The sequence below is a fragment of the Fibrobacter sp. UWH6 genome (genome assembly GCF_900142465.1).
Classification (GTDB): domain Bacteria; phylum Fibrobacterota; class Fibrobacteria; order Fibrobacterales; family Fibrobacteraceae; genus Fibrobacter.
In genome coordinates this window covers 279,906-306,513 of the sequence record NZ_FRAX01000001.1, presented here as the reverse complement: position 1 = coordinate 306,513, position 26,608 = coordinate 279,906, and the positions used below count along the sequence as shown (strand labels likewise).

The window sequence follows — 26,608 nt, the reverse complement described above, 5'->3', positions numbered from 1 at the left end:
TATTTTTTACGTCGTATGAGTAAAAAGTCCTCGGTCTAAACCGAGGACTTCTCAAATTCGCGAAGTTCGCTTTATAGGTTACAGAGGATTACTCAGCGTCCATGTCAGCTTCGTCGATTTCAGCGTTGTGGTAAACGTCCTGAACGTCGTCGTGATCTTCGAACTTGTCGATGAGCTTGAGCAGCTTCACAGCGTCGTCGTGGCCCAGCTTGACGGGGTCGTTAGCGACGTAGGTGATTTCAGCGCTCATCATTTCGATGCCAGCACCTTCAAGAGCGCGGGTAACGGCGTCGAATGCTTCCGGAGAGGTGGAAACTTCGTGGATGCCGTCTTCAGTGCTCATGTCGTCTGCACCAGCTTCCAGAACCAGGTCCATAACCTGATCTTCGCTGTACTTTTCTGCATCGATAACAATCATACCCTTGTAGGTAAATGCCCAAGTAACGGAACCGGTTTCGCCCATGGCGCCGCCGTTCTTGTTGAAGATGTTACGGATTTCAGCAACGGTACGAACCTTGTTGTCGGTCATGCACTGCACCATGATGGCAATGCCTGCAGGACCGCGACCTTCGTACAGCGGTTCGGTAACGTCTGCACCACCGTTAGCGCCAGTACCCTTGGCAATAGCACTTTCGATGTTCTTGGTGGGCAAGCTCTGAGACTTGGACTTGATGATAGCAGCACGGAGACGCGGGTTTGCATCCGGGTTGCCGCCGCCAAGCTTAGCAGCGATAGAAATTTCCTTAATCAACTTGTTCCATGCCTTAGCACGGGCAACGTCAGTCTTAGCTTTCTTACGTTTGGTGGTGGCCCATTTGGAGTGACCGGACATAAATTACCTCATATAGGTTGCAAAAGTTTCGGGTCAAAAAATAATTTTTTTTTGGACGTCTGTCCTTAAATTCCGCAAGTTTTATATAAAAAATCAAGAAAAAAGCCGCCACCCTTCTCTACGAAAGGCAGCGGCATTTATAAGTTTCGAACTACAAAGAAGATTATTTCTTCTTACGCATAGCGCACTGGCGCTTTTCCTTGACGCTCAGGCTCGGATCATCGCAGCCATCACCAGAAGAAACCTTCTTGTGCTTATTCTTCTTGACAGGAGCCTCATCCTTTACAGCCTTGCCCTTCTTGGCCGGCTTCGTAACGGGAGCTTCTTCAGCTTCTACACGACGCTTGCGGGTAGAAATGGTTCCATCGTCATCAGAAAGTTTGCGGTTTCCGTTCTTCTTCTGAAGAGCTTGCAACTTCTTCTTGTCCATAGGATCAGCGGAAGCCTTGGTAATGGCGCGGTCATACTTACCGCCCCACACGTTACCAATCAAGGAACCGGATTCCAGAGCATCCTTCAGAATGCCCTTAGCCCATTCATCGTTGGCCGGAGGCAACAGCTTGAACTTCAGGTTACGAATACGGGTAGGTTCTTCTTCATAATAAAGCATCATGTCAAAGAAACCAACCTGATATTCCTGACCGTCGGTACCAGCAGCCGTAGAGGGAACGTATGCGAGAACCGCATAAAGTTCACCGTCAAAGAGACCGGTAATCAAGACGTCGCCGTCTCCACCCGGAGCCTGGACTTCACCCGTAGCCTGGAAGGCCCACGGAGCGACATCCACCGTCAACTGGAACTTGTGGAAACCCTTTTCAACCTTCTTCAGTTTAAGCAGCGCCCCAGAGAAAGCCTGGAATTCAGGCTTCAGGTTCTGAGCAGAGCAAACAACTGCAAAGGCCAGAAAGAGAAATGCAAGTAACTTCTTCATAATTCTAATCCTCTTTTAATTCGGGTTAGAAACCCAATCCACTAATCAAGACTTAGTTCTTGTAGAACAGAGCCTTGGCTGCTTCGAACATGGGATCCTTTTCATCCGGGTTGCGGCATTCGGTATAGATACGAACCTTGGGTTCGGTACCGGACGGGCGAACCAGCATCCAGGAATCGTCTTCGAAAATGATCTTCACGCCGTCGAGAGTGAGCAACTGCTTAACGGTCTTTTCGGTGTTGCCCACCATGACCTTAGCACCGACCTGTGCGGCTTCGGCAACAGCGTTCACCTTGGCGATGAGCGGAGCACCGACCAGGGACTTGTCCACTTCGAAACCAGCGCGGCTGGGGTAGAAGCGGCCATATTCAGCATAGAGGGCATCCAGGTATTCACCCAGGTTCTTGCCGGTGGTAGCCATGATTTCGAGAGCGATGAGAAGGCCGAACTGAGCATCCTTTTCCAGGGTGTTGTTGAGGCCGGAAATACCATCAGATTCTTCGAAGGCGACCAGAGCCTTATCCTTGGCATTGCGAGACAACCAGGGGCGGAAGTTCTTGAAGCCCACCGGAGTTTCCATAACGGGAACGCCCAGCTTTTCAGCAATGATGTTCACGAAGTTAGAAGTAGCAACAGACTTTGCAACCACGCCCTGTTCCTTGCGCCAGGTAGCCATGTAGTGGAAAGCGATTGCGCCGAACTGGTTCATGTCGATTTCGCGAGAACCATCGTAGAAGCGGATACGGTCACCATCCGGGTCAAAGATTGCGCCCAGGCGGAAGAAGGACTTGCTTTCGTCCAGAGCCTTGCGGACCATTTCCAGGTTCTTGGAAGACGGTTCCGGAGCAACACCGCCGAACAGGCTGTCGTCTTCGTTACGGATGGTAACGAGGCACTGGGGATTGTCCAGGAGAGCGGCCGGACGACGACGGGTAGAACCGTGAACGTGGTCGCAGACCAAAGTCAGACGATCCTTCTTGATGAAGTCCTTGATACGGTCAAACTTGATGGTGCCCTGCTTGATCAGGAATTCCTTGTAGATCTTCAGGGAGTCGATGATTTCCCAGTCAACCTTGGAGACCGGTTCGAACTTCCAGGTGCTCATCATTTCGTTAGAGAGCTTGGTAATCACGTTGGTGATTTCCGGACCTGCAGGACCGCCGTCTGCGGGGTTGAACTTGATGCCGTTGTAGTGGCTGGGGTTGTGGCTAGGAGTCATGTTGATGGAGCAGGCAGCACCCAGCATTTCGATTGCAGCGGAGAATTCCGGAGTCGGCATTTCGTTGCCGTAGTAAACCTTCACACCGGCCTTGGCGAACTGGTCAGCCACAGCTTCGCAGAATTCGTGACCCAGGAGACGGTTGTCGTGGCCAACCACAACGCCGCGCTTCTGAAGTTCAGCGAAGTCCTTGACGCCAAGAGCTTCGAACATGGCAGCATCAGCTTCCTTGTAGAGGCGGACGATAGCTGCGCCTACGACCTGCAGATTACGGAGAGTGAATTCAGAACCGATTTCGCCACGCCAGCCGGAAGTGCCGAAGCTAACCTTTGCCGGTTCCTGAGAGGTGAGAGCCACCTGCTTGACCTGTTCTACCAGAGCCATGTCGGTAGCGGGGTTAAATTCGGGGGACTGGATCTTCTTCCAAATCTGAGTAATGTTTTCCATAGTGGTTCCTATTTTAAAGTTTTCGGGCATTAATTTACAAAAATTTTGTTACAAACGATACCCCTCCCCACCAAAAAGGGGCTTATCTCGCCCCTGTATATTTTAATGTTATTTTTTGACATAAAAAGAACAGCATACGGTAAAAAGAAAGGTAAAAATCCAGGTCATTACGTCCTTAAAGGCACCAAATCCCCCGTTTACACCGATTTTCGCGAAAAATAATGGGGGTAAAGCGACATTTGCAAGGTCCAAATCTTCATTTTATAGCTATTTTTAAGGCATGCAAATTACAAAAGCTTCTCAACTTACTGGTGTTTTTCCCGCATTGTTCACTCCGCTGATGAACGATGATCCTAAGAACCTTAACAACTCCATCGACTACAAGAAGATGGAAAAGATGATTGACGACCTCATTGCCTCTGGCGTTTCCGGTATTCTCCCGGTTGGCACCACTGGTCAGAGCGCCACCGTCACTCACAAGCAGCATCTGGACATCATCAAGTTCACTCTGGACTACGTAGGCGGCCGCGTTCCCGTTATCGCAGGCGCAGGCTCCAACTGCACTCGTGAATCTGTGGAAATGATTCAGGAAATCCTGAAGATTGCTGAAGTTCCCATGCTCTGCGTGACCGGTTACTACAACAACCCGTCCCAGGAAGGCATCGAAAAGCATTTCAAGACCTTGAGCGAAGAAACTGGCGCCAAGATCATCATCTATAACGTTCCGGGCCGTACCGCTAGCTACGTCCACCCCGACACCCTCATCGCCCTTTCCGAAGACAAGAACATCATCGGTCTCAAGCAGGCAGTTGACTTCCGTATCGGCGAAAAGTTCCACGAAGACACCAAGCGCGTCATCAACGAAACCAAGAACAACGACTTCGCCGTTCTCTCTGGCGAAGACGGATTCTTCATCGATATGCTTGAAATGGGTGGCCAGGGCCTGATTACCGCTACCGGTAACATTCCCGAAGCTGCAAAGATTTTCTCTGACCTTTACAAGGCATACGCTGCTGGCGATGCCTCCAAGGCCAAGGACCTGCAGAGCGCAGCCCGCGACTACGTGGAAGCAACCTTCTGCCGCAAGAACCCCATTCCTCTGGGAACCATGTTCAACAGCCCGTTGTTCCAGCCCATGACCAGCGTCAAGGACACCGCCCGCGGCGAAGAAGCCGTAGAACGCATCATGAAGCTCATCAACGAAAAGGCAGAAAGCCTCAAGAAGTATCACGTTTAATAGGTTTGAGGGCGCACCTTCGGTGCTTTCAGGTTTGAGGACGGTCCTTCGGACCTTTGAGTTAAAGTAAGGCGGCAAAGCCGCGATCATTTGACTCATACCTCAAGCGAGCACTGCGAGCGACCTCGAACCTCATACCTCACAAGGAGAATATCATGGCTAAGAATCAGAAAGTTCAGAAGTCCATTAGCGACGAAGTCTGCGCTTACATCAGCAAGCAGAAGCTCCTCCCCATCCCCGTTCAGACCCTGAACGAAGAAGTGGAAGCAACCCGCTACTTTGGTGGCGACCTGAAGGAATTCATCGAAGCCGCAAAGTCCCTGGGCGCAAAGAGCATCTTTGTCGAAACCCTGTACCTTGAAGAAGACGAATTCTTCTATGACAGCGGTATGGATGACGAAGAATATCTGGAAACCTACGGCGCCGACTGCAATTGCGGTTGCCAGTGCGGTTGCTGCTGCGAAGACAAGGCCGAAAAGAAGGCAGACAAGAAGTCCAAGAAGGCAGCTAAGGTTGAAGAAGAGGAAGAAGATGGCGTATGGCTGGAACCGGAAGACCTGGACGGCCTGGACCTGTCCCTCCTGAAGCCGGAAATCGCTTCTTACATGGACCGCGTTGGCGAAAGTTGCGGCGTCCGTCTCACCGTTCCCGGTGTTGACCACCTGGAAGTGGAAATCTTCGCAGACTGGTACGACGAATTCGCCGAACTGGTAGACGAAGCTTCCGAAATCATCGAAGACGATCCCGTTGGCGCTCTGGAAGAAATGCAGGCCGCATTCGACGAAGCTGAAGCTGCAGCCGAAGCCGAAGAAAAGGCAGCACTCGAAGCCGAAAAGGCCAAGGGCACCAAGAAGATTGCAGCTCACCCCCCGAAAAAGGCTAAGTAATATCAGACTAACGAAGCTTTAAAGAACGACCGGTTTATGCCGGCCGTTTTTTATATTGGTTATCATGAAATCCGTAAGCACAATCTTGTTTATTCTCCTACTCGCATTAAATTCGTTTGCGGCCACCCCTATTGTAACGCATGAATCTAGAATTGTGCAATCCATTCCTACTAATATAGAGAATTACGTCCACGACACAAATTACGACGGTGATTATTCCGATCACAGCCCTTTTTTGAGATTTATGGGTTACCTTTATTCTGTCGCAGGAATACTTGGCGGAATTATGGTGATTGGTGTTGACGTAGGTTTAAACAGTGGTAGTGCAACAGGCATCGGAGCTGGAGCAGGTCTAATCGCCCTTGGTACCACAGGAATTGTTTTACTTTCATGGTAACTAAAAAGTCTCGGATTACTCCGGGACTTTTTTAATTGAAATCTGTGCGACGATAAGCCGAAGCTTTAAAGCGAAGGATTACCTTGCTTAGGTATGATACAACTTGCTAGTCTGATAATTCGGTTCAGAGGTCAAGTTCACACCCAGGCGGCGGAACACGCCTACATCAACCTGAGAGAGGATGACGCTGGCATGGACTTCGCAGTGGCGGAGTTCCGGAAGCTTTTCCAGAGCGATCTTTGCGTTGTAATCCGTGAGGGCGCAGACAGAGAGAGCCACCAACACTTCGTCCATGTGGAGACGGGGATTGGTGTGGCCCAGTTGCTTGGTCTTCAGGCTCTGAATAGGTTCAATGACCATGGGAGAAAGCAGACGGACTTCATCAGGAATACCAGCCAGGTGCTTGAGGGCATCCAGAAGCATGGCAGAGGACGCACCCAGCAAGGAAGAAGTCTTTGCGGCAATCACAGCGCCATCCTGAAGTTCAATAGCAACGGCGGGGCCGTTAGTTTCTGCGGCACGCTTGAGAGCGGCAGCCACCACCGGACGGTCGGCGGTGCTAATGTGAGCCTGTTCCATGACCAGCTGCTGCTTGTAAACCTGATCCTGATCAGCGTTGCCCTTACGGACATCGCAGAGGGTGTTGTAGTAGCGGCGGATGATTTCCTGCTTGGCGGCTTCGCTAACAGCGTCATCATCGATGATGCAGTTACCAGCCATGTTCACGCCCATGTCAGTGGGGCTCTTGTACGGAGATTCACCAAGGATGCGAGTGAACAGAGCGTTCAGAACCGGGAACACTTCAACATCACGGTTATAGTTGATGGTGGTCTTGCCGTAAGCTTCCAGATGGAACGGGTCAATCATGTTCACATCGTTCAAGTCTGCGGTAGCAGCTTCGTAAGCCAAGTTCACCGGGTGCTTCAGAGGAATGTTCCAGATGGGGAACGTTTCGAACTTTGCGTAACCGGCCTTGACGCCGCGGGTATTTTCGTGATAAATCTGGGAGAGGCAAACAGCCATCTTTCCACTTCCCGGACCCGGGGCGGTCACCACCACAAGTTCGCGGGTTGTTTCAACAAACTGGTTCTTGCCGTAGCCGTCATCGCTCACTACCAGAGGAATGTTGTTGGGGTAACCAGCGATGGGATAATGGCGGTAAACCTTCAGACCTAGACCTTCCAACTTCTTCTGGTAAGCCAGGGCGCTAGGCTGGTCCTGCCAGCGAGTCAGCACCACGCTGCTCACATAGAGACCGTAACCGCGGAAGGCGTCGATCAGACGGAGAACGTCCTGATCGTAGGTAATGCCGAGGTCGCCACGGACCTTATTCTTTTCGATATCGTTGGCATTGACGGCGATAATAACTTCGGCCTTGTCCTTCAGCTTTTCGAGCATGCGGATCTTGGAATCTGGGGCGAAGCCAGGCAGTACACGGCTTGCGTGGTGGTCATCAAAGAGCTTTCCGCCAAATTCAAGGTAAAGCTTTCCACCGAACTTTGCAATACGTTCGGCAATCTTCTCGGACTGCGTTCTCAAGTACGCGTCGTTATCAAATCCAACTTTGAACATATATGCTCCACATGCATAAAATTTATCGGGTCAAAAATAAAAAATTGGAGCCGTCTCCCCTAGGGTTGTAATCTAAAAAAAAGACGCAATTCACAAGGAATTGCGCCTTTAAGGTCAGACATTTTACATAGAATGAAATAATTATTTCTTATTCCCCACGGTCATCAATCCACCACCATGGTGGCAGATCCATAGGCCTTGACAGGGCGACCATTTTCATCAAATTCCGTGGTATAACGGACATGGAACGGGATCCTCTTTTCGGTCAACGGAATGATGCCTTCCACACTAGCGAGGCCAGCGTCAATCTTTCGATGCCATTCACGGTACATATCCGCAAAATCCGCAGGGAAAAATCCATTTTCAATAACAGGCTCCGGATAATTACGAACCAAGGGAGGCAAGCCAAGGTCACGCTGACAGCGGAAACAGGGGCGCATTTCCTTGGTAGCCACAGAGTACTCCCAGAAATAAATATTAGCCTGTTCACTGGCGGCCTTAAAGCGACGCTCTGCAGCCTGCATCTGGAGCAGCATATTCTTTTCGACTGTAATGTTTCTTATCGTCACAAAGAAGAGACGGCTAACCTTGCTCACGCCAATCAACTGAATGCAGCTACGCACGCAAAGCCGTTCAAAGCCGCAGCAGGCCGAGCGCACATTTCTCCAGGTTTCACATTCCTGTTCCTCTCTCTTTTCTGCCGCCTTTTCCAGACACTCCATATAGATCTTCATGTTAGAAGCATCCATCGTCTTGACCGGATTCGAGTTCACCAAGTCTTTTTCAGACAAGTTCATACCCATTTCGCGAAGGAACTTAGGATTCACCCGGAGAACTTCCAGAGAATCGCCACGCTGTTCAAGAATAGCGGCGGCTCCCACAAAGTTGCTGAAAATCAAGGTTTCAAGAGAATCAGGATCCCAGAATTTACCCGCATCCAGGACACTGTTCAAATTCATCTGCGGTACAATGGAGCCCACAGAATTGCCATTCAAAAGTTTCTCATATTCAGAGATAGGAACAGGCTTGGAGTACAGAAAACCTTGTACGTAATCGCAACCGACACTCTTCAAGAAATCGGCCTGTTCAACGGTTTCAACACCTTCGGCAATTACAGGAAGCTGCAGCCACTTGGCCATACGCACAATGGAGCTCAGGATCGTTCCGCCGCGTTCGTTACCGATACTTCCCGCAATAAATTTCAGGTCCAACTTGAGAACGTCAAAATCAATATCCTTCAGCACATTCAGCGAAGAATACCCACTGCCAAAATCATCCATTTCGACAGTGTATCCCAGTCGATGCAATTTATCGATGGTATCAATGATAATCTGGGAGCCCGAAATTGCAGCCGTTTCTGTCAATTCCACATGAATGAGCTTTGTAGGAACATCATACTTGCAACGGAGGGCTTCCATTCTCTGGATGTAATCCTCCCGCAAGATATCATTTCGGGACATGTTCACCGAAATGCGAACTAAAGGCAAATTAGAATCTATGCTATGGCGAAGAAATCTGCAGACCCGTTCAAAGACATAGAGATCAATCTCGGGAATACGTCCCTGCTCTTCAAGAACAGGAATAAAATCAGCAGGAGAAATAAAACCGAACTTAGGAGACGCCCAACGAACGAGCGCTTCCGCACCAATCAGCATCCCAGTAGAATGGTTATACTGCGGCTGAAAATAAACTTGAAACTCCTCGCCGGCTATAGCCGAGTCCAGATTCTCCAAAATTTCTTTTGAACTGATCATAGCACTTAACCCAAAAAATTCCCTATGGTCTAAACTACAATAATCCCACCTAAAAAAAAATAGTGCACAAGGACTTTCTAAAGGTTCTTTATATTCCAATCAGGAATATACGTAACCAAAACGAAACAAAAAATCCCGCTAGGCAAAACCTAACGGGACATAAAATCGTTAACAAACGAATGTTGGTATTACACCACGCGGGTCATACCACTCATTCTGGCTCTCAGCCAAGCCCCGATTTCTTCAACCGGGTGCTTGCGGATGCTTGCATTGACCTTGATGAGTTCTTCGTTATCAACAGCGGTGGACTTGCCTTCGCCGAAGATAGCGCCGATATCTTCCTTAGTGACTTCCTTAGCCATGAAGTCCTTCAGCAGAGGCACGCACTTGTTAGCGAACAGGTAGCAGCCGTATTCTGCGGTGTCGGAGATAACGCGGTTCATTTCGAACAGCTTCTTACGAGCGATGAGGTTTGCAATGAGCGGAGTTTCGTGGAGAGATTCGTAGTATGCGCTCATGGGCTTGATGCCGACGGAGCACATGGTTTCGAATGCCAGTTCCACACCGGCCTTGATCATAGCGACCATGAGGACGCCGCGGTCGAAGTATTCCTGTTCGGAGATAGCCTTGTCGGTAGCTGCAACCTTTTCGAATTCCAGTTCGCCAGTAGCTGCACGCCATGCCAGGAGGTCCTTGTCACCAGCTTCCCAGTCGATCATCATGGTAGAGGAGAACTTACCGGAGATGATGTTGTCCTGGTGTTCCTGATAGAGGCCGCGCATGATGACCTTCATCTTTTCGGAGAGTTCGTTTGCACGAACCTTAGCCGGGTTGGAGAGACGGTCCATCATGTTGGTGATGCCACCGTGCTTCAGGGCTTCGGAAATGGTTTCCCAACCGTACTGGAGGAGCTTGGTTGCGTATGCCGGTTCAACACCGAATTCCTTGACCATCTTGTCGTAGCAGAGGATGGTACCGGTCTGGAGCATACCGCAGAGGATGGTCTGTTCGCCCATGAGGTCAGACTTCACTTCGGCGACGAAAGAGCTTTCGAGAACGCCCGGACGGTCAGCGTGGAGACCAGCGGCGTAAGCCTTAGCATAGTCCCAACCCTTACCTTCGGGGTCGTTTTCGGGGTGGACAGCGATCAAGCAGGGCATACCGAAACCGCGAACGTATTCAGAACGGACTTCGGAACCCGGACCCTTGGGAGCCACCATGATAACGGTGATGTCTTCACGGATCTGCTGGCCTTCTTCAACGATGTTGAAGCCATGGCTGTAGGAGAGAGCTGCGCCCTTCTTCATGAGCTTCATGACAGCGGGGATCACGTTGTGGTGCTGCTTATCCGGTGTGAGGTTGCAAACCAGGTCAGCAGTGGGGATCATTTCTTCGTAGGTACCGACGGCGAAACCGTTTTCGGTAGCGTTCTTCCAGGACTGACGCTTTTCAGCGATTGCTTCCGGACGGAGGGTGTAGGAAACATCGAGACCGCTATCACGCAGGTCGAGACCCTGATGGAGACCCTGAGCGCCGCAACCGACGAACACGATCTTCTTGCCCTTGAGGGCTTCTACACCGCGAGAAAATTCAGAAGAATCCATGAAACGGCAGTGACCGATTTCTTCCAGCTGACGACGCAGAGGAATGGAATTGAAGTAATTGATACCCATGATTATTTAACCTCTTTTGAGTAGTATTTAAAGTTTTTACGGGGGTAAATATAATAAAAGGCGAGTGATACGGCAAAATGCATTACGTTTTTTGGGCGTTCCAAGCCGATTCCTCTACTTTATTTTTTAAAATCTGCGTTCCCGGCCCGCATTCCCCATATTTTTTCCTATAAATGGGTGAAAGCAAAAAAGGACTGCATACAATATGGAAAACAAAGAGGAAATTCGGGAAATCAAGGTCCACGGAATCTATAGGCACTTCAAAAATCGTTTTTACATCGTAGAAGGGGTGGCCAAGCATTCCGAAACTCAGGAAGATTACGTCATTTACCGCAAACTTTACGGCGACAACGCCATGTGGATCCGCGAAAAGTCCATGTTTTTAAGCGAAGTGGACCACGAAAAATACCCGGAAGTCAAGCAGAAATACCGTTTCGAGTTGGTCGACCTCTCTGAAAAATCATTTTAACTTCAACAAACTTGCTTTTCTACAAATTATTAGATAGTTTTGGGAGTCAAGAGGACAAAAGATTATGGGAAAAACTTTACTTTGTATCGCAGTATTGGGATTAGCTCTTCTTTGCGGATGTAGCGAATCCAGTTCTTCAGCATCTGCCACTGGAACGCAAACTTGCGGTAGTGGCAAGGCTTCTGTCACCATGACCTGCGACTTCGACCTTTGCGAACAGTACGACGCCTACCGCAAGGAAGCCAACAACTCCTTGCTAATGCAGACAAGTCCGGACCTGTTCGCCGGCCGATTCATGGAACGAATGACCGCAGCCGGTTGCACCAACTAGGCTTTTCTAATTCTTATCCAGCACATGGCGCCGCCACTTGCCGCTCTTCCAGCGCAAGTAGAACAGGACTGGCGCCGTGCTATACACGCACACCACGATAATCCACGCATAATGGGGCGGCACTTTTATGATATAGGCCGCTACGTATAGGGCTATGGTGTTAAACCAGTTCATAACGGCACAGGCGCACATGACCCACACCGTGTCTCCAGCGCCGCGCAGGGCACCACAGTAAACTACCAGCAGTACTTCCACGAAGATATACAATGTTGCAAAACGCAGCATAAAGATCCCCATGGGACGGGCAGATTCGAATATGGCTATAGCCTCTGCAGAGGCGGTCACGTCGGGCCTAAACACGTCGGCCAGAACGCCTGGCAAGAATATCAAAAGGACAGCAATCAGCAGGGAATACCCCCACCCCACCTTTAGACCTGAATACGTAGAGCGGGAGGCCGCGGCAGCACTTTTTGCACCAACATAACGTCCGACCAAACTGGTAGACGCTACTTCCAGACCCATCAATGGCACATAGGCCACCATATCCCAGTTAAACATGATGGAGGCCGCAGTGGCCGCTTCGGCACCAAGGCCGTGGAACAGCAAAATCATCAGCTGGAACGCCGCCATATTCAGGAACATTTCTACGCCTGATGGCATGCCTCGTTTAAGCAGTTCCTTCACCTGAGCCAGATTAAATTTTAGGTTCGACCTTGTTCCGTAAAGCGAATGGTACCGCTTGCCAAAATAGACCACAAACAACATCACCGTCGAGACGATATTACCAATGACTGTACCATAGGCCGCTCCCGCCACACCTAGACGCGGACACGGGCCCACACCGAAAATCAGGAAATAGTTACAGACAATATTTACCAGCATACCCGCAAAGGCAGCCTTCATGATAATCTTCGTCTCACCGATTCCGCTAAAGAAACAAGGAGCCGCATTTCGAACCAGAGAAACAATTCCGCCAATCATCAAAATATTAAAGTACAGTTTCTGATAAGCCAGCTGGTCCGCCGCCAATCCCTGCTGTTCAAAAATCAGATGCCCCAGGGGGATCATCAAATAGAGAAAGGGCACGCAGGCAAGGGATAAATACACGGCCTGCATGAACACGCTGGCGCATTCCTGCTTCTTTCCGGCACCAAAACGCTGGGCAACCATTGCCGTCGTATAGCTGATCATACCCGTGAAAAAAGTGATCAGGACAAGATTCATGCCGCCCGCACCAAGGCTGGCGTTCATTTCGGCAGGACCCAACCGACTCAAGAAAAGACGGTCTACAAAGGTCATCAAGGTATCAAAGGACATGGAAAGCAGCATGGGCAACGCCACCACCAGCACATCCTTGATGTCGCCGTTCTTTCTGAACTTGATCTTTGGAGTTTTTTCGATATGTCCGGTAAATTCATCAATCATGAGACCGTCTCAAAGCAGGTGCACAATTTAGCAATAAACTTTTGAACCAACCATATTTTTTCTAAAAAATCAGATTTTACCCTCCCCCTCTCTCGTAATTCGTAACTCGTAATTCATCTCATAATTCATAACTCATAATTCATAATTACTATATTTGCCCCCACTATGTTTTCACAGTTGACTGATTCTCTAGAAAATACCCTCAAGAACCTGCGTGGCCAGGGCAAGCTTACCGAAGAAAACGTTGCGGAATCCCTTCGCGAAGTCCGCCGCGCCTTCCTGGAAGCCGACGTAAACTTTAACGTAACCCGCGACTTCGTGAAGGCCGTCAAGGAAAAGGCCCTCGGCAGCGAAGTGCTTACCTCCGTGACCCCGGGTCAGCAGATTGTGAAAATAATCCACGACGAACTTGTTGCCGTCATGGGTGGCGAAACTAAGGAAATCAACCTTTCCGCCCCCGCTCCCGTGGGCATCATGATGGTGGGCCTTCAGGGTTCCGGTAAGACCACCTTCGCAGGAAAGATCGCCCTGTGGATGCGAACCAAGAAGAAGCGTAAGCCTCTCCTGGTGGCAGCCGACGTATACCGCCCCGCCGCTATCAAGCAGCTGCAGGTGCTGGGCAAGTCCATCGGCATTCCCGTTTACGACGAAGGCCAGGGCAATCCCGTAGAAATTATCAAGCATGGTTACCAGTACGCCAAGGACAACGGCTTTGACCTGGTAATCTACGATACCGCAGGCCGTCTGCAGATCGACGAAGAACTGATGCAGGAACTGGAACAGGCCCAGGAAGCCGTCCACCCCGACGAAGTGCTCTTCGTTGCCGACGCCATGATCGGTCAGGAAGCCGTAAATGTCGCCGAAACCTTCTGGCAGCGACTGAAGTTCACCGGCGTCTGCCTTTCCAAGATGGATGGCGACACCCGCGGCGGTGCAGCCCTGTCCATCAAGAAGATGACCGGCGTACCTATCTGCTTTATCGGTGTCGGCGAAAAGCTCCCCGAAATCGAACTGTTCCATCCGGACCGTATGGCAAGCCGTATCCTCGGCATGGGCGACGTGGTCTCTCTCGTGGAAAAGGCACAGCAGGTCATCGACGAAAAGGACGCCAAGGACCTCAAGAAGAAGATCCTGAACAACACCTTCGACCTGAATGACTTCTTGAACCAGCTCCGCACCATCAAGAAGCTGGGCCGCCTCAAGGACATCCTGGGCATGATCCCCGGCCTGAACAAGCTGCCCATCGACCAGATTGACGAAAAGGAACTTGTCTACGTAGAAGCCGTCCTCAGTTCCATGACCCCCAAGGAACGCAAGAACCCCAGCATCCTCAACGGCAGCCGCAAGGACCGCGTGGCAAAGGGTTCCGGCACCGAAATCGGTCGCGTGAACGCCGTGCTCAAGCAGTACGAGACCATGAAGGAAATGTTCAAGAAGGTTGGCGAATTCGCCAAGAGACAGAACGGCGGCGCCCAGATCGGCTCCAACTACACTCCCCCCAAGGATAAGAACAAGAAGAAAAAAAAGCACTAAGGTGAGAGAAGCGAAAATGAGGTAACTCATTTTCATTTCCGAGCCGACGTTTTTGGGTCCGAAGGACCAAAAAACACTAATCTTTTTCTTTTAAAGTCTGACTATGTGAAAAGGAAGTCGCCTAGGGCGACTTCCTTTCTTCTCAACCACCAAACTTGGCTAAAGGCGAGTCTAATTAAACAAGGAAGATGTAGGAGCAGAAGCCCACTACGACCAATGCTCCCCAAATGGTTTCAACAATAGGAGCATACATCTTTACAGTTTTCTTTTCCATATCCAAAACCTCGTTTTAAAGTTTACCGCGGCACCACCCGCTTACACTTATAATTTACCCACTGGTGTGAGAATTTTCACACAGACAAATCCATGTCTTGTTGATAAAAAATCAACGAGTACTAACCGTTGGAATATTACACCGGGTAATATTACGCAATGGAAAATTCCAGCCTGGAACAATGGTTTTCGTCAGAAAAGCAAGGTCAAACCATAAAAAACATGCTGAAAACGCACAGAAAAACGTCTGAAAAGAATTCCTGCGGCTAGTCCGACAGCAAGGCGTTTTTCCCACACAAAAACCCAATTTTTGAGCGAATTTCGCCAATTACCAGCTTAAACGCCTCAAAATCATCTCCATCCAATAAATACTTTGTATGCAAAGAACGGATTTTTTTTCGTTGCCGTCCTTTACACACAAAAGCAATGTTACTATATTTGGCCAAAACAATTGAACAACCCCGTTTCGGCAGGTTCATCCCCGAGACAATATTTAAAGAGGTTAAAATGGCAACCGCTATCCGTCTTTCTCGCTTTGGTAAGCGTCACAACCCGATCTACCGCGTAGTCGTTATCGACAGCCGTAAGGCACGCGACGATAGCTTTATCGAACAGGTCGGTTTCTACAACCCCAACACCAAGACCCCCGAAATCAAGTTCGATCAGGAAAAGGCTCTCAAGTGGCTCTCCACTGGCGCTCAGCCCTCTGACACTGTTCGTAACCTGATGAAGCAGGCTGGTATCATGGAACTCTTCCACGAAATGAAGGCTGGCCGTTCCATCGAAGGTAAGGTTGCTGCTCCCAAGGCTGTTAAGGAAAAGAAGGCAAAGCTCGGTCCTAAGGCTCTCGCCAAGATCGAAGCTGAAAAGGCTGCCAAGGCTGCTGCCGAAGCTGAAGCCGCTGCCGCTGCTGAAGCACCCGCAGAAGCACCTGCAGAAGCTTAATTCAAGCATTTTGAAAGGGTCTCGTGCAGTGAACCTGCGCGAGGCTTTTTTAAACGGAATCGAAAGGTTCCAGCCCCTTTGCAATCACCTTCCATAAACAGTATCCGCTTTTTAGTTTACTGTAGTCAGATTCCCACCCACGTCTTTAATGTCTGAATCCGAAGCACAAGAAGAGTTCATCACCGTCTGCCAGCTCATGCGCACACATGGCGTAAAGGGCTATATCAAGGCGATGCCTCTGACTCACGACCTTACCCGTCACGAGAAGCTCAAGGATGTGATGCTAAAAAAGACCAATAGCGAACTGGTTAAACTGACGGTGGAAGATTCCAAGCTGGCAAACAACTTGTGGTTGCTGAAATTCAAGGGGTACGACACCCCCGAATCCATTACCCACTTTGTCAATGGCGACTTGATGATTCCTGAATCCGAGCGCATTCCCGCCCCCGAGGGCGAATATTACATTGACGACCTGGAAGGATTCCGTGTCAAACTGGAAGATGGCAGAGAAGTTGGCGAGGTCATTGAGGTTCAAGAACTCCCCACCGTCTATGCCTTTCAGATCAAGTTTGATCTGGAGTACCAGAAAGAGTTTTCCGCTCAACCCATTCTAGCCCCCTGGGTCGACGACTGTGTTGTAGAAGTCGACGAAGAGGACGAGAGCATTACCTGCGACGCAGACTACCTCAAGAGCATGTGTCCGGGGGAAAAATAGTCCAGTTATGAAAATTGACTGCATCACCATTTTTCCGGAAATGTTCACCCCCATGAAAACTTCTATCATGGGCAGGGCTCAGAATAAGGGGCTTATGGAATTCAATACAGTCTACCTGCGAGACTTCGCAATCAACGATTATGGTCAGGTAGACGACGTCCCCTACGGTGGCGAACCGGGCATGGTCATCCGACCGGAACCCCTGGCAAACGCAATCCGCAGTACAGGCGTCAAGGAAGACGGCGGCAAGGTCATTTACTTGACTGCAGACGGCGTTCCCTTTAACCACAAGATGGCCCAGGAACTTTCGAAAGAAAAGCACCTGGTCCTGATCTGCGGACACTACAAGGGAATCGACGACCGCATCCGCCAGTCCGAAGTGGATCTTGAAATTTCCATAGGCGACTTCGTTGTCAGTGGTGGTGAATTGCCCGCCATGCTGGTAACAGACGCAGTTGTCCGCCTGATTGACGGCGCACTGGGTAACAGAGAATCCGGAGACACCGATTCTTTCGCCCAGGGAGTCCTCGGCTGGCCGGTTTACACGCGTCCAGAAGTTTTTGAAGGGAAAAGAGTTCCAGATGTGCTTCTCTCGGGCCATCACAAGAACATAGCGGCTTGGAGGCGTCAAGAATCGTTAAAAAGAACGGAAGAAAGGCGCCCAGACATCTTTAAAAATCTCGAAAGAGATACTAAATTTGGCATCAAATAATTAACGAGGTACATTATGTCCCTGAATATCGAAGCAATCCAGAATGAAAACGTGAAGACCGACCTCCCGGCATTCCGCTCTGGCGACACCGTCACCGTGAACGTCAAGGTTATTGAAGGCACCAAGGAACGTATCCAGCCGTTCAAGGGCGTCATCATCCAGGTCAAGAACTCTGGTATCTCCAAGACCATTACCGTCCGCAAGATGTCCAACGGTGTTGCCGTTGAACGTATCTTCCCGGTCAACTCTCCCCGTATCGCTTCCATCCTTCTGGATCGCCCGGGTAAGGTTCGCCAGGCTCGCATTTACTACATGCGCGACCTCCGCGGTAAGGCTGCTCGTATCGACGAACGCCAGTAATCGCAAGGCGTATTTAAGGCGCGTATAGGCGGTTTTCTCCATGAATTCCAAGAAATCAGGAGATTCCCGACAGCAAATCATCCCGCCCACCCGTTTAAACGTGGAGGCGGGATTTGTTGTATATACTCCCAACGGACCCAATCAAGTTAGCGTTGCCGCAGGCTCTTCTGACGTAAACCCTAAAAAGGAACCCGAAAGGAGCATCGTCATCCTCAATGACGGGGAACTTATCGCAAGAGAGAAGGACAGCCCAGAAGACATCGTATTTACAATGCATCCAGGTGACCTCGTTGGCGTGGCCGCCCTTTTGGAGCGTGAACCGTTCAAATACGAAATCGCCGCCACCCAAAAGTCCGACATCACTCTAGTGAACGAAGAGTGTATGGAATCAGAACTAAAACGCCTTCCCCTATGGCTCCTTGCCGTAATCAAAAGTCTGTCAAGCAAGACTCGACGCCTTAAGCAGGCCGCCCAGCAGCCCCGCGTCGAAAACTCAATAAAGAGTCTCGCCCTATTCCTAAGCAAGAAAAAATCAAAAAGTTCCAACGGTCCTATTTTACACAACGTTGCAGAACTGATTCAGGAATTTTGCTGGATTACAAAATTAGACTTTACCACGGTCCAGCTAGACTTTAAGAGTCTCTTCCGTCGCCACCTCATTGAAATTTCCAAAAAAGAGGGAGTCGTCGTCTGCAAGATTATAGACGCCGAACTTTTGAGGATATTCGTAGACTTCCAGGAAGTAAGTGACGCAGGTCAGCCATTTGAGCCCTATAAACTGACTCTGTACCAGAAAAAGATGCTGGTTCTTCTTTCGGCCATGTCCGAAGACACCCTTATGGACAGCCCCGGCTGGCTTGCGTTCATCAGAAAGCACGACACCAACGCCGACGTTTCGGAATGGATCCGTCTGCAGAAGTTAGGCTGGTTCAAGCCTGCAGGCAATCAACAGTATAGCATCAATTTAGGGACGATTAAATACTACCTGAAGGCCCTGCGATACGAAACCAATGTTCGAGGAGTTCTATAATGATTCTGAACGCTGGCGAATATCTATGCACCGAAGGCGACAAGAACAATACCCTCTTCATTGTCAAGAGCGGCGAATTGGAAGGATCGTCTTCTAAAAAGCCCAAGATCCGGCTATACGGACCGGGTTCTATCATTGGCGAATTCAGCCTGTTGGAAGGAGCCGCAGCCAAGGAAACCCTCAAGGCAAAAACACAGTGTGAACTGCAGGTCATCAACCCTGCGGGACTGCAGGACGCCCTGGCCAAGGAACCCAGCTGGCTTATGTCCATCATCACCTTCCTGGCCAGCAGAACCCACATCGCCAAGAACAACCTTATAAAGAGCAATAAGGTAAAAGCTCTCCCCGCATTACTTTATCTACTAAGCTCCCGAGGTACTGTCACACCGGTGCAGGAAATCTGCGAAGAAGTCCACCAGCTTTTCAATATCGATGACGACGAAACAATGGGACTACTGCAGACTCTGCAGAGCATAGATGTCCTCAAGGTCTTAGGCGACGAAATTCGTATTGAGAGCCCTCGCGTCATTTCTCTGCTGTATAAGACCATCTGCTACCGAGCCATCCATAAGAAGGTTTCGCCTAGCATCCTATCCATGACCGAACAGATGGTTCTTACCGCAGTTACCAAGACGGTCCAGGAAAGCAGAGACCCGCTGAAAAACGGAACATTCACCGTACAGACCGAAACACTGATGTCTATCGCCAAGAAGTCACTTCATCTGACCTTGACCTTGCGGACCATACAGCCCTTGATTCAACGCGGTCTTCTCATTCCCTCTGCACAGGTAGCCTCCCCGAATTCCGATGACCCCCTGGAAAGCATCCAGTCCTTTAGAGGGGACTTCGAAAAGGTTCTGGATTTACTGGAACTCAACCGCATTTTCCCCATGCTAGACAAACATCTAGTTTCTTAGTTTACTATCTTTTCAATGAATAATTCAACCATCAAGGAAAGGTTTCAAAAATGAAAATTTCTGCTCTTCTCGTTACCCTCGCTTCCGTTGCCGCATTCGCACAAGACGCCGCTGCAGAACAGCAGCAGGGTGGTCTCGCCAGTTTCCTCCCCCTGATTCTTCTCTTCGTCGTAATGTGGCTGTTCTTCATCCGCCCCAAGAATAAGGAAATGAAGCAGATGGAAGCCATGCGCAAGGCTCTGAAGAAGGGTGACAAGGTTATGACCACTGCAGGTATCATCGGCGTCGTCACCAACATCGACGAAACCTCTACCACTGTTACCGTACGTACCGGTTCCACCACCCTTATCGACTTCGAAAAGGCTGCAATCATGCGCGTTCTGAACGCCGAAGCCAAGCCTGTCGAAAAGACCGAAGAAAAGAAGTAATCTATGGCATTGCTCTCTATTAGAACTTATGGCGATCCGGTGCTTCGCAAGAAGTGCACCCCCATCACCGAAATCACTCCGGAGCTGCGCCAGTTGGCAAAAGACATGCTGGAAACCATGTACAAGGCTCCCGGCTGTGGTCTTGCCGCACCGCAGGTCGGTCTGAACATCCGACTGGTGGTTATCGACACGTCCATTCCCGACGAAGAGGAACCCAACCCCTACATCATGTTCAACCCGGAATGGGAAGCCGAACCTGACGCAGAAATGGTGGACTATGACGAAGGTTGCCTCTCCGTTCCCGACATCTTCTGCAATGTGGTTCGCCCCAACAAGGTGTGTGTCCGCTTCTTCGACATCAATGGAGAAGCCCAGGAAATCCATAACTGCGACGGCCTTTTCGGACGCTGCATCCAGCACGAAGTGGATCACCTGAGTGGCGACCTGTTCGTAGACAAGATTTCTACAGCAGACCGCACCATGACCCAGTCCAAGCTGAAGAAGATGGCCAAGGACACCCAGGCAAAGCTCAAGGGCAAGCATTAAATAACAGAGGGTTTGTTGGCCAGACTGTTGACATCCCTCTGGTTTGCAGCCAGCCTGCTAAGTTCCGTTTATGCGGAACCGCAGGCTGTTTCTGTATCCGACGGTTTCGATCTGCCAGGAGATGTAGAAGAAACCGAAGTCATACGCTTTGTTCCCATCGAAGCCTCCAACACTGCGGAAGCCCAATTTTCTAGTTCAAGCCTCGCTGCCAACTCGGCAGGTAGTTCCGCAGCAAATTCTATCGCCAGCTCAGCCAACATGGTGGCCAGTTCAGCCAATGCCGTCAGCAGTTCCGCCAGCGTAGCAACAAGTTCCCCATTCGTCCCAATTTCCGCAATTTCCACCGAAGGAACAGATCCCCTTCAGGAGACCGCGGTAAAATTCGAAGAGCGCAAGGTTCCCCAGGATTTAGACCGCCCTCTCCGAGTCGGGGTGCTTATTGGAGCCAAGGAAGCCTACCTAAAATACGCCGACGAAATTATCAAAATTACCGCCAGCGGGAAAAGCATAAAACTTTCCAGCAAGGGCCAGTCCATGGAAATGGAATCCCGTGAATTCGGCAACGAAGACGGATCCTGCATCGCCTTTGCAGCAGATACCAAAAGTCTTCAGCGGGCATGCTATCCGGGTACAGTCCTTTTCAGGGCAAGCAACGGCAAGGTAGATGCTATCAACTCCGTAGACGTAGAAGATTACCTACGCGGCGTCATTCCCTACGAAATCGGCAAACTTGACAGCGGTCGCATCGAAGCCCTGAAGGCCCAAGCTGTCGCAGCCCGCACATACGCCTACAAGCATTACAATAGCCGCGAAGCCCAAGGGTTTGACGTCTATGCCGACACCAAGGACCAAGTCTATAAAGGACTAGAAGGCGCCACCCCCCTTACAGACGCCGCCGTCAAGGCCACCGCAGGCGTTACCATGATGTACAACGGAGAATTCATAATCGCCTATTACCATTCCACCTGCGGCGGAACCACAGAAACCCTAGCCACCTGGAATCGTCCAAACCTCCCCTACCTCCAGAGCAAGCCAGACCGTCGTAACGATGGCACCCCCTTCTGCAACGAATCCAGCTACATGAAATGGGAACGCCGTTTTGCAGACAAAGAAATCGCCGACCTAATCAAGCGCAATTTAACCGAATCAAAAGCCAAGCTATCCTCCGTCGCAACCAAAGATTTCAAGAAAGTCAAGGAAATCACGGTCAAGAACAAACTAAAAAGCGGTCGTATTCAGACCTTGGTTGTAAAAACCGACAAGGGCGACATCGAAGTTCTTACCGACAGAACCCGCTGGCTCTTTAAAAAGAACAACTCCATCCTCCCTTCATCATTCTTTACCATCAAGCAAAGCGGCAAGGAATGGATCCTCACAGGTACCGGCTTCGGCCACGGAGTCGGCATGTGTCAGATGGGAGTCCGCGCCCGTGCTCAGGCAGGACAATCCTACCAGGAAATCCTCACCCACTACTACCCGGGAATCACCCTTGAAAAATTCGACCGATAAACCAACCCTTTCCGTCATTAGCCAGGGATGTGCTGCAAATTTTGGAGAGGGCGAAAAAATCGCTCGACTTTTTGACAACGAATTTAACGTCACCTTTGGCCTCCCCAAAGAAGGCCTAGAACCAGCCGCATTTATCCTGAACGTATGCACGGTCAAGGGGAATTCAACGGCACTAAAATTACTGCGCGAGGCAAAAGCCATTGCACCCCAGGCAACTTTCTTTGTAACAGGCTGCGCCCCTAGGGATCTGCAGGAAGAGGTTCGCAAACTTTTTGAGGACGTCAGATTTACAAGCCTCAACAAATTAAGCAAAGAAAGAACATCCCAAGAAACACTTATCCTCAAGCCGGGAACCGTTCTTCGCGAATCCCCTCTCGTAGGTATCGTCAACATCGAAGAAGGCTGCCTAGACGCATGTGCCTACTGTTCCACCCGCCTAGTCAAAGGGCGACTGCGTAGCTTTTCTGCAGAATCTATCGTAGAGCAGGTACAGCGACTCGTTTCTGACGGTTGCATCGAAATACAGCTTACAGGCCAGGATTGCGGTTGCTACGGATTTGATTTTGCAGGGAACTCCCGCGCAGAATTTCCCGCCCAAAACCTGGCTGAACTGGTTCAGCAGATACTCGTCAAAGTTCCAGGCGATTACCGCATCCGCCTAGGCATGGGCAACCCGCGGCACATCAAAAGCTACCTGGAACCGCTCATGGAATGCTTCCAGGACGACCGTGTCTACAAATTCATCCACCTTCCCGTCCAGAGCGGATCCGAGCACGTTCTGCAGTTGATGAACCGCAAACATACCGCCAAGGATTACCTGGAGCTGGCAAACGAGTTCAACAAGCGATTCAGCTTGTTCACCCTCAGCACAGACCTTATTGTCGGCTTTCCCGGCGAATCGGACCAGGACTTCAAGGACACCTTAAACATCCTCCAGGAAACACACCCTACGGTCTGCAACATAACCCGCTTCGTCAGCCGCCCAGGTACGGTAGCAAGCCGTCTAGAGCCAATCGTGCCCGACACCGTTAAACACAGTCGATCTGCAGAACTGGCCGCCGCATTCCAGGCTATCGCTACAGAAAATAACGCCCGCTGGATTGGTCAGACAGAGCGTGTGACCGTAGAAAAAGCAGGCTATCGCCAAGGCACCATCATCGCCCGCAACGACGCCTACCGCCCAGTTGCTCTGAGCGAAGGTCTTCAACCAATAAAAACTGGCACCCGCCTACAAGTCAAAATAACGGCCGCCGAACCATTCGCCCTCATTGGTTCTATAGTTTAATTCCAACATTTTTGCATGTCTGCCAGAAGGCTTTTACGGAACTACCGGCTACGCCGGTAGTTTTCTCTATACAAAAAGCCTCGGCATTGAGCCGAGGCTTTTTAAACTTTGCTAACCGCTATTACTTATTCTTATGACGGCGGTAACCGAAACGATAAGTATCAGAGGTACGCTTGTAAGTGTTGGTCTTGATCTGACCAGCTTCGTCAGCATCGCCGCCCTTCACGCAGTACTTGTAGTCTTCCTGAATGAAGGTAACCTGGTAGATGTACGGGCCAGTTGCAATCATACGGCCGCTCTGAGAAACAGGATACATCTTGATAGTCATCCAGCCCAAGCCAGTAGAACCGTACAGCGGATATTCCTCGCCGCAGGCGCCAAGCTTAGCAGTTTCGCCACCCAGAGCCTTATGAATTTCGTCAGCACTCATACGCTTCTGGTACTGGCTAACAAAATGGCCCATATGGTCGAACACGCGAACGTTAAGGCGGAACGGACCAGAAACCGGATAAGAAATACTTGTGCAGCTTTCAACACCAGATTCATCGCTGAAGCACATAGAAGATGCGCTTGCCTTACCACCGACGTAAGCCACAGAACCGGCACCAACAGTACCATTAGCACCAGCCTTAGAGAAGGAGCTCTTATCTTCGTTGGACAGCACCAGCGGGTTACCATTACCAGCAGAAGTGGGGATAGAGGTAATGATCAAGTCAGCGGTAAAGTCAGCAGGCAATTCACCACTGTTGTTCTTGGCAACTTCGGTCAATACAGCAGCCTGCTTATCAAATTCAGGACGGTCAATATTCTTGTCAAGAACGAAGGTTTCGACGTTGGGGTTACCCACGAACTGAGTAACAGACCAATCGCTAGGAGTATCCGGGAAACCAATCACCTTCTTTCCAGAAGAAGACTTGATATCGAAACCAGCGGCGTCCATCTTCTTGGTCCAGGAAATCATCTGATTCCAAGCATCAAGACCCACAGTAGACACATAAGCAGCCTTCAGTTCTTCGTCGTTGGCAATTTCGTTTTCAGGATCGCGGAAATTGAATGCAATCTTGTCGTTACCGGAAATGCCAGAAGTCATAACATTACCATCAGCATCGACCAAGATACCTTCCATATCGTACTGAATACCAGAAGAACCAAGGTTAATACCATCAGAAATAGAGGTAATGTAGTAGCCATAAACCTTAGTAGAAGAAGCACCGGTAGAATCATAGACCGTTCTCATCACCAGCAAGACCGGAGCGGTGCCTGTTGCGGCAGCGTTTCTGATGTTAATCAAGGAGGATTCATCCAGAGTAGTATTCAGGGTCACGCTGACAGTCTGCTTACCAGTACTGTCGGTAGTCACCACAGACTTACTTACAGAGGGCTGACCATAGCGAGACGGAGCGAGTTCAGAAAGAGAACTGCGGATACGGAGGTTAGAACCATCGGTCTGACGGTCAGCATAGAAGAAGTGGATATGATGCCAGGAGCCATCCTTCCAGGTACCATCAGCATCAAGCTTGATAGAGCAGGAGTCAGCCTGTTCCAGAGGATCGCCCGGCCAGCAACCATGAGCAAAGCCACCTAAACCGGCGACACCAAACTTCTGACCAGAAAGGTAGTCCATGTCAGCCTTACCAGCTGCAGCCAAGTGAGTACCACCCAGGTCAACCACCAGAACGCCGTCCACGTAAATCCACATGTCATCGTCACCAGTGAATTCGAACACTTCACCAGCACCCTTCTTGTACTTAAATGCGGCGTAACCCATCATGGTAAAGCCATAGTTGCGCAGGTGACGCAGGCCAATTTCAGAAGTGGCAGCAGCCTGATATGCGGCAGCACCAACCTTGGGACCACCATTACGCTTCCAGGCATTGCAAAGTTCTGCAGTATTCGAACCCTTAAAGTCGGTCTGGTCCTTTGCATATCGATATTCATAAGGCGGGCAGAAAATGGAAAGAGACTGTGCGCCGTACTGATTCGGATACTGGGGTTTGGGTCCCAGCCAGGTAAATTCGCCATCATCAGAAATGGAATCCAGCGGGAAGTAACCACCATTGTTCCAGTTCTTATCGATTTCAAAGTACTTCGGATCACTAGGATCCTGATCCAGGATCAAGGTGGTATTGGTACGCAGGTTGACATTATCTACATCCGCATACCACTGGCTGAAATACTGGTTATCACACCCTTCACGCTTAGCGGAAATTATGGGAGAATACATGTCCAGACCGCCGTTAGGATCGTTGGGATCCTGAACGAACTGCAGGTTTCGTTCAACAAGGCCCGGAGTCACGTACACAATCTGTGACCAGGAGTGACCCTTACAGACCTTACCTGCGGTACACTCCTTTTTGCTGTCGGCCATATTGGCGGCCCAAGTCGAAGAAGCGTCGGAGCACAATTCAGACACAAGACCACGCATAGTCTTTAGGCTAAGGGGATTCAGCTTAGCATCGTAAGAGCAATCCTTGAATTCACCGTACCAGGCATAACCCTGGTTTGTAACTCTAGAAATAGCGGTAATATAGTCGGGAACCGTAGAAACGGCACCGGACTTGGTCATCACGGAACCATCGGCGTTAGCCTTGGGATAGCCTTCGGTACCTACGGGGAGACCGTAATCAGGAGTCTGGGTATTACCGCAACCATATTTACCATAGTTAGATCGACGACCAGTCCACGTCGGATCCGTGCTGTATGTAGCCAACCAGGAACTCGGCTTAGCATCATCCTTGCCAGAAAAGATGCTGTAATAAGCTTCTTCCTGGAAGTTTTCAAAGTCGGGATGACCCACGTCAAAGTCGCGGACAACAATATCCAGTTCTCTCTGGTTATCTTCAACAACCGCAAAGGACGAAACCACCCCAGCGAGTCCAAACATCATCGCGGTAAGAGATATCCGTTTAAAACGATCCAATTTCATATAGTCCAATCTCCACCTGTGCACAGGTTATGAATATTCAACGCTAAATATACACCATTTTAGACTATATATTAAAAACGAAAATTGAAAAATATCTGTAAAAAAGCAATAAGGAACGTTCAAAGCCATAAAAACACACCTTTTTTCGCCCACAGCAGGAACTTTCGTTTCAAAAAAGGCATTTTCCCCCTTCATTTTTCTAAAATAGCACCCATTATGTCATTTACCATTATTTTACCCATCATAACCGCACTA

The 26,608-nt window shown here is 49.9% G+C and carries 24 protein-coding genes; 16 read left to right on the top strand and 8 right to left on the bottom strand.

The features are described from left to right. Positions 1-88: 88 nt before the first annotated feature. The 3 genes from BUB73_RS01310 to BUB73_RS01300 form a co-directional block, all read right to left on the bottom strand. Complete coding sequence (locus BUB73_RS01310) at positions 89-832, bottom strand: YebC/PmpR family DNA-binding transcriptional regulator (RefSeq protein WP_073156169.1); 744 nt, start codon at positions 830-832, stop codon at positions 89-91. Between the two features lie 163 nt (positions 833-995). Continuing rightward, positions 996-1,763: a hypothetical protein gene (locus BUB73_RS01305; protein WP_073156166.1), complete on the bottom strand. Its 768-nt coding sequence runs from the start codon at positions 1,761-1,763 to the stop codon at positions 996-998. 52 nt (positions 1,764-1,815) lie between these two features. Next, entirely contained in the window at positions 1,816-3,429 is a 1,614-nt protein-coding gene (locus BUB73_RS01300; protein WP_073156164.1) for a phosphohexomutase domain-containing protein, read from the bottom strand. Between the two features lie 280 nt (positions 3,430-3,709). Here BUB73_RS01300 and dapA point away from each other — a divergent pair, with 280 nt between their 5' ends. The 3 genes from dapA (at position 3,710) to BUB73_RS01285 (ending at position 5,950) form a co-directional block, all read left to right on the top strand. Then, the gene (dapA, locus tag BUB73_RS01295) at positions 3,710-4,666 is read left to right on the top strand and encodes a 4-hydroxy-tetrahydrodipicolinate synthase (RefSeq protein ID WP_073283017.1); all 957 of its coding nucleotides are present in this window, start codon (positions 3,710-3,712) and stop codon (positions 4,664-4,666) included. A 155-nt stretch (positions 4,667-4,821) separates the two neighbouring features. Further along, positions 4,822-5,553, top strand: coding sequence for a hypothetical protein (locus BUB73_RS01290; RefSeq protein WP_073156158.1), 732 nt, complete (start codon positions 4,822-4,824; stop codon positions 5,551-5,553). Between the two features lie 64 nt (positions 5,554-5,617). Then, positions 5,618-5,950: a hypothetical protein gene (locus BUB73_RS01285; protein ID WP_139259076.1), complete on the top strand. Its 333-nt coding sequence runs from the start codon at positions 5,618-5,620 to the stop codon at positions 5,948-5,950. An 87-nt stretch (positions 5,951-6,037) separates the two neighbouring features. Here BUB73_RS01285 and BUB73_RS01280 read toward each other — a convergent pair whose 3' ends face one another. The 3 genes from BUB73_RS01280 to ilvC form a co-directional block, all read right to left on the bottom strand. Then, complete coding sequence (locus BUB73_RS01280) at positions 6,038-7,522, bottom strand: DUF1846 domain-containing protein (protein ID WP_073156152.1); 1,485 nt, start codon at positions 7,520-7,522, stop codon at positions 6,038-6,040. 164 nt (positions 7,523-7,686) lie between these two features. Then, positions 7,687-9,276: an EAL domain-containing protein gene (locus tag BUB73_RS01275; protein WP_073283015.1), complete on the bottom strand. Its 1,590-nt coding sequence runs from the start codon at positions 9,274-9,276 to the stop codon at positions 7,687-7,689. Between the two features lie 188 nt (positions 9,277-9,464). Next, on the bottom strand, positions 9,465-10,949 hold the full coding sequence (ilvC, locus tag BUB73_RS01270; RefSeq protein WP_073156147.1) for a ketol-acid reductoisomerase: 1,485 nt from the start codon (positions 10,947-10,949) through the stop codon (positions 9,465-9,467). Between the two features lie 205 nt (positions 10,950-11,154). Between ilvC and BUB73_RS01265 the strand changes: the two genes are divergently transcribed. Then, positions 11,155-11,418 carry a DUF1653 domain-containing protein gene (locus tag BUB73_RS01265; protein ID WP_073156144.1) on the top strand — a complete coding sequence of 88 codons (264 nt, stop codon included), beginning with the start codon at positions 11,155-11,157 and terminating at the stop codon, positions 11,416-11,418. 64 nt (positions 11,419-11,482) lie between these two features. Next, a complete protein-coding gene (locus BUB73_RS16770; protein ID WP_139258154.1) occupies positions 11,483-11,749 on the top strand; it encodes a hypothetical protein in 267 nt (88 codons plus the stop codon). Between the two features lie 6 nt (positions 11,750-11,755). Here the strand turns inward: BUB73_RS16770 and BUB73_RS01260 are convergent, their stop codons facing one another. Further along, on the bottom strand, positions 11,756-13,174 hold the full coding sequence (locus tag BUB73_RS01260; RefSeq protein ID WP_073283012.1) for an MATE family efflux transporter: 1,419 nt from the start codon (positions 13,172-13,174) through the stop codon (positions 11,756-11,758). Positions 13,175-13,339: 165 nt separating this feature from the next. Here BUB73_RS01260 and ffh point away from each other — a divergent pair, with 165 nt between their 5' ends. From ffh to BUB73_RS01205, 11 genes are all read left to right on the top strand, one after another. Then, complete coding sequence (gene ffh / locus BUB73_RS01255) at positions 13,340-14,707, top strand: signal recognition particle protein (RefSeq protein ID WP_073156136.1); 1,368 nt, start codon at positions 13,340-13,342, stop codon at positions 14,705-14,707. 780 nt (positions 14,708-15,487) lie between these two features. After that, a complete protein-coding gene (gene rpsP, locus BUB73_RS17865; protein ID WP_073156133.1) occupies positions 15,488-15,925 on the top strand; it encodes a 30S ribosomal protein S16 in 438 nt (145 codons plus the stop codon). A 148-nt stretch (positions 15,926-16,073) separates the two neighbouring features. Continuing rightward, positions 16,074-16,640: a ribosome maturation factor RimM gene (rimM, locus tag BUB73_RS01245; RefSeq protein WP_073156130.1), complete on the top strand. Its 567-nt coding sequence runs from the start codon at positions 16,074-16,076 to the stop codon at positions 16,638-16,640. Between the two features lie 7 nt (positions 16,641-16,647). Beyond that, positions 16,648-17,352 carry a tRNA (guanosine(37)-N1)-methyltransferase TrmD gene (trmD, locus tag BUB73_RS01240; RefSeq protein WP_073156127.1) on the top strand — a complete coding sequence of 235 codons (705 nt, stop codon included), beginning with the start codon at positions 16,648-16,650 and terminating at the stop codon, positions 17,350-17,352. 15 nt (positions 17,353-17,367) lie between these two features. Continuing rightward, complete coding sequence (rplS, locus tag BUB73_RS01235) at positions 17,368-17,712, top strand: 50S ribosomal protein L19 (RefSeq protein ID WP_073156125.1); 345 nt, start codon at positions 17,368-17,370, stop codon at positions 17,710-17,712. A 40-nt stretch (positions 17,713-17,752) separates the two neighbouring features. Beyond that, entirely contained in the window at positions 17,753-18,742 is a 990-nt protein-coding gene (locus tag BUB73_RS01230) for a cyclic nucleotide-binding domain-containing protein (RefSeq protein ID WP_073283009.1), read from the top strand. Further along, positions 18,742-19,659, top strand: a complete 918-nt coding sequence (locus BUB73_RS01225) for a cyclic nucleotide-binding domain-containing protein (protein ID WP_073283006.1) — start codon at positions 18,742-18,744, stop codon at positions 19,657-19,659. Before BUB73_RS01230 ends, BUB73_RS01225 begins: the two co-directional genes overlap by 1 nt. A 50-nt stretch (positions 19,660-19,709) precedes the next feature. Beyond that, positions 19,710-20,087: a preprotein translocase subunit YajC gene (gene yajC / locus BUB73_RS01220; protein ID WP_073283003.1), complete on the top strand. Its 378-nt coding sequence runs from the start codon at positions 19,710-19,712 to the stop codon at positions 20,085-20,087. A gap of 3 nt (positions 20,088-20,090) precedes the next feature. Then, positions 20,091-20,633: a peptide deformylase gene (def, locus tag BUB73_RS01215; RefSeq protein ID WP_073283000.1), complete on the top strand. Its 543-nt coding sequence runs from the start codon at positions 20,091-20,093 to the stop codon at positions 20,631-20,633. Positions 20,634-20,648: 15 nt separating this feature from the next. Beyond that, the gene (locus tag BUB73_RS01210; RefSeq protein ID WP_254794986.1) at positions 20,649-22,142 is read left to right on the top strand and encodes a SpoIID/LytB domain-containing protein; all 1,494 of its coding nucleotides are present in this window, start codon (positions 20,649-20,651) and stop codon (positions 22,140-22,142) included. Next, the gene (locus BUB73_RS01205; RefSeq protein WP_073282998.1) at positions 22,123-23,427 is read left to right on the top strand and encodes a MiaB/RimO family radical SAM methylthiotransferase; all 1,305 of its coding nucleotides are present in this window, start codon (positions 22,123-22,125) and stop codon (positions 23,425-23,427) included. Before BUB73_RS01210 ends, BUB73_RS01205 begins: the two co-directional genes overlap by 20 nt. Before the next feature lie 121 nt (positions 23,428-23,548). Here the strand turns inward: BUB73_RS01205 and BUB73_RS01200 are convergent, their stop codons facing one another. Further along, on the bottom strand, positions 23,549-26,353 hold the full coding sequence (locus tag BUB73_RS01200) for a fibro-slime domain-containing protein (protein ID WP_083539594.1): 2,805 nt from the start codon (positions 26,351-26,353) through the stop codon (positions 23,549-23,551). Between the last annotated feature and the right edge of the window lie 255 nt (positions 26,354-26,608).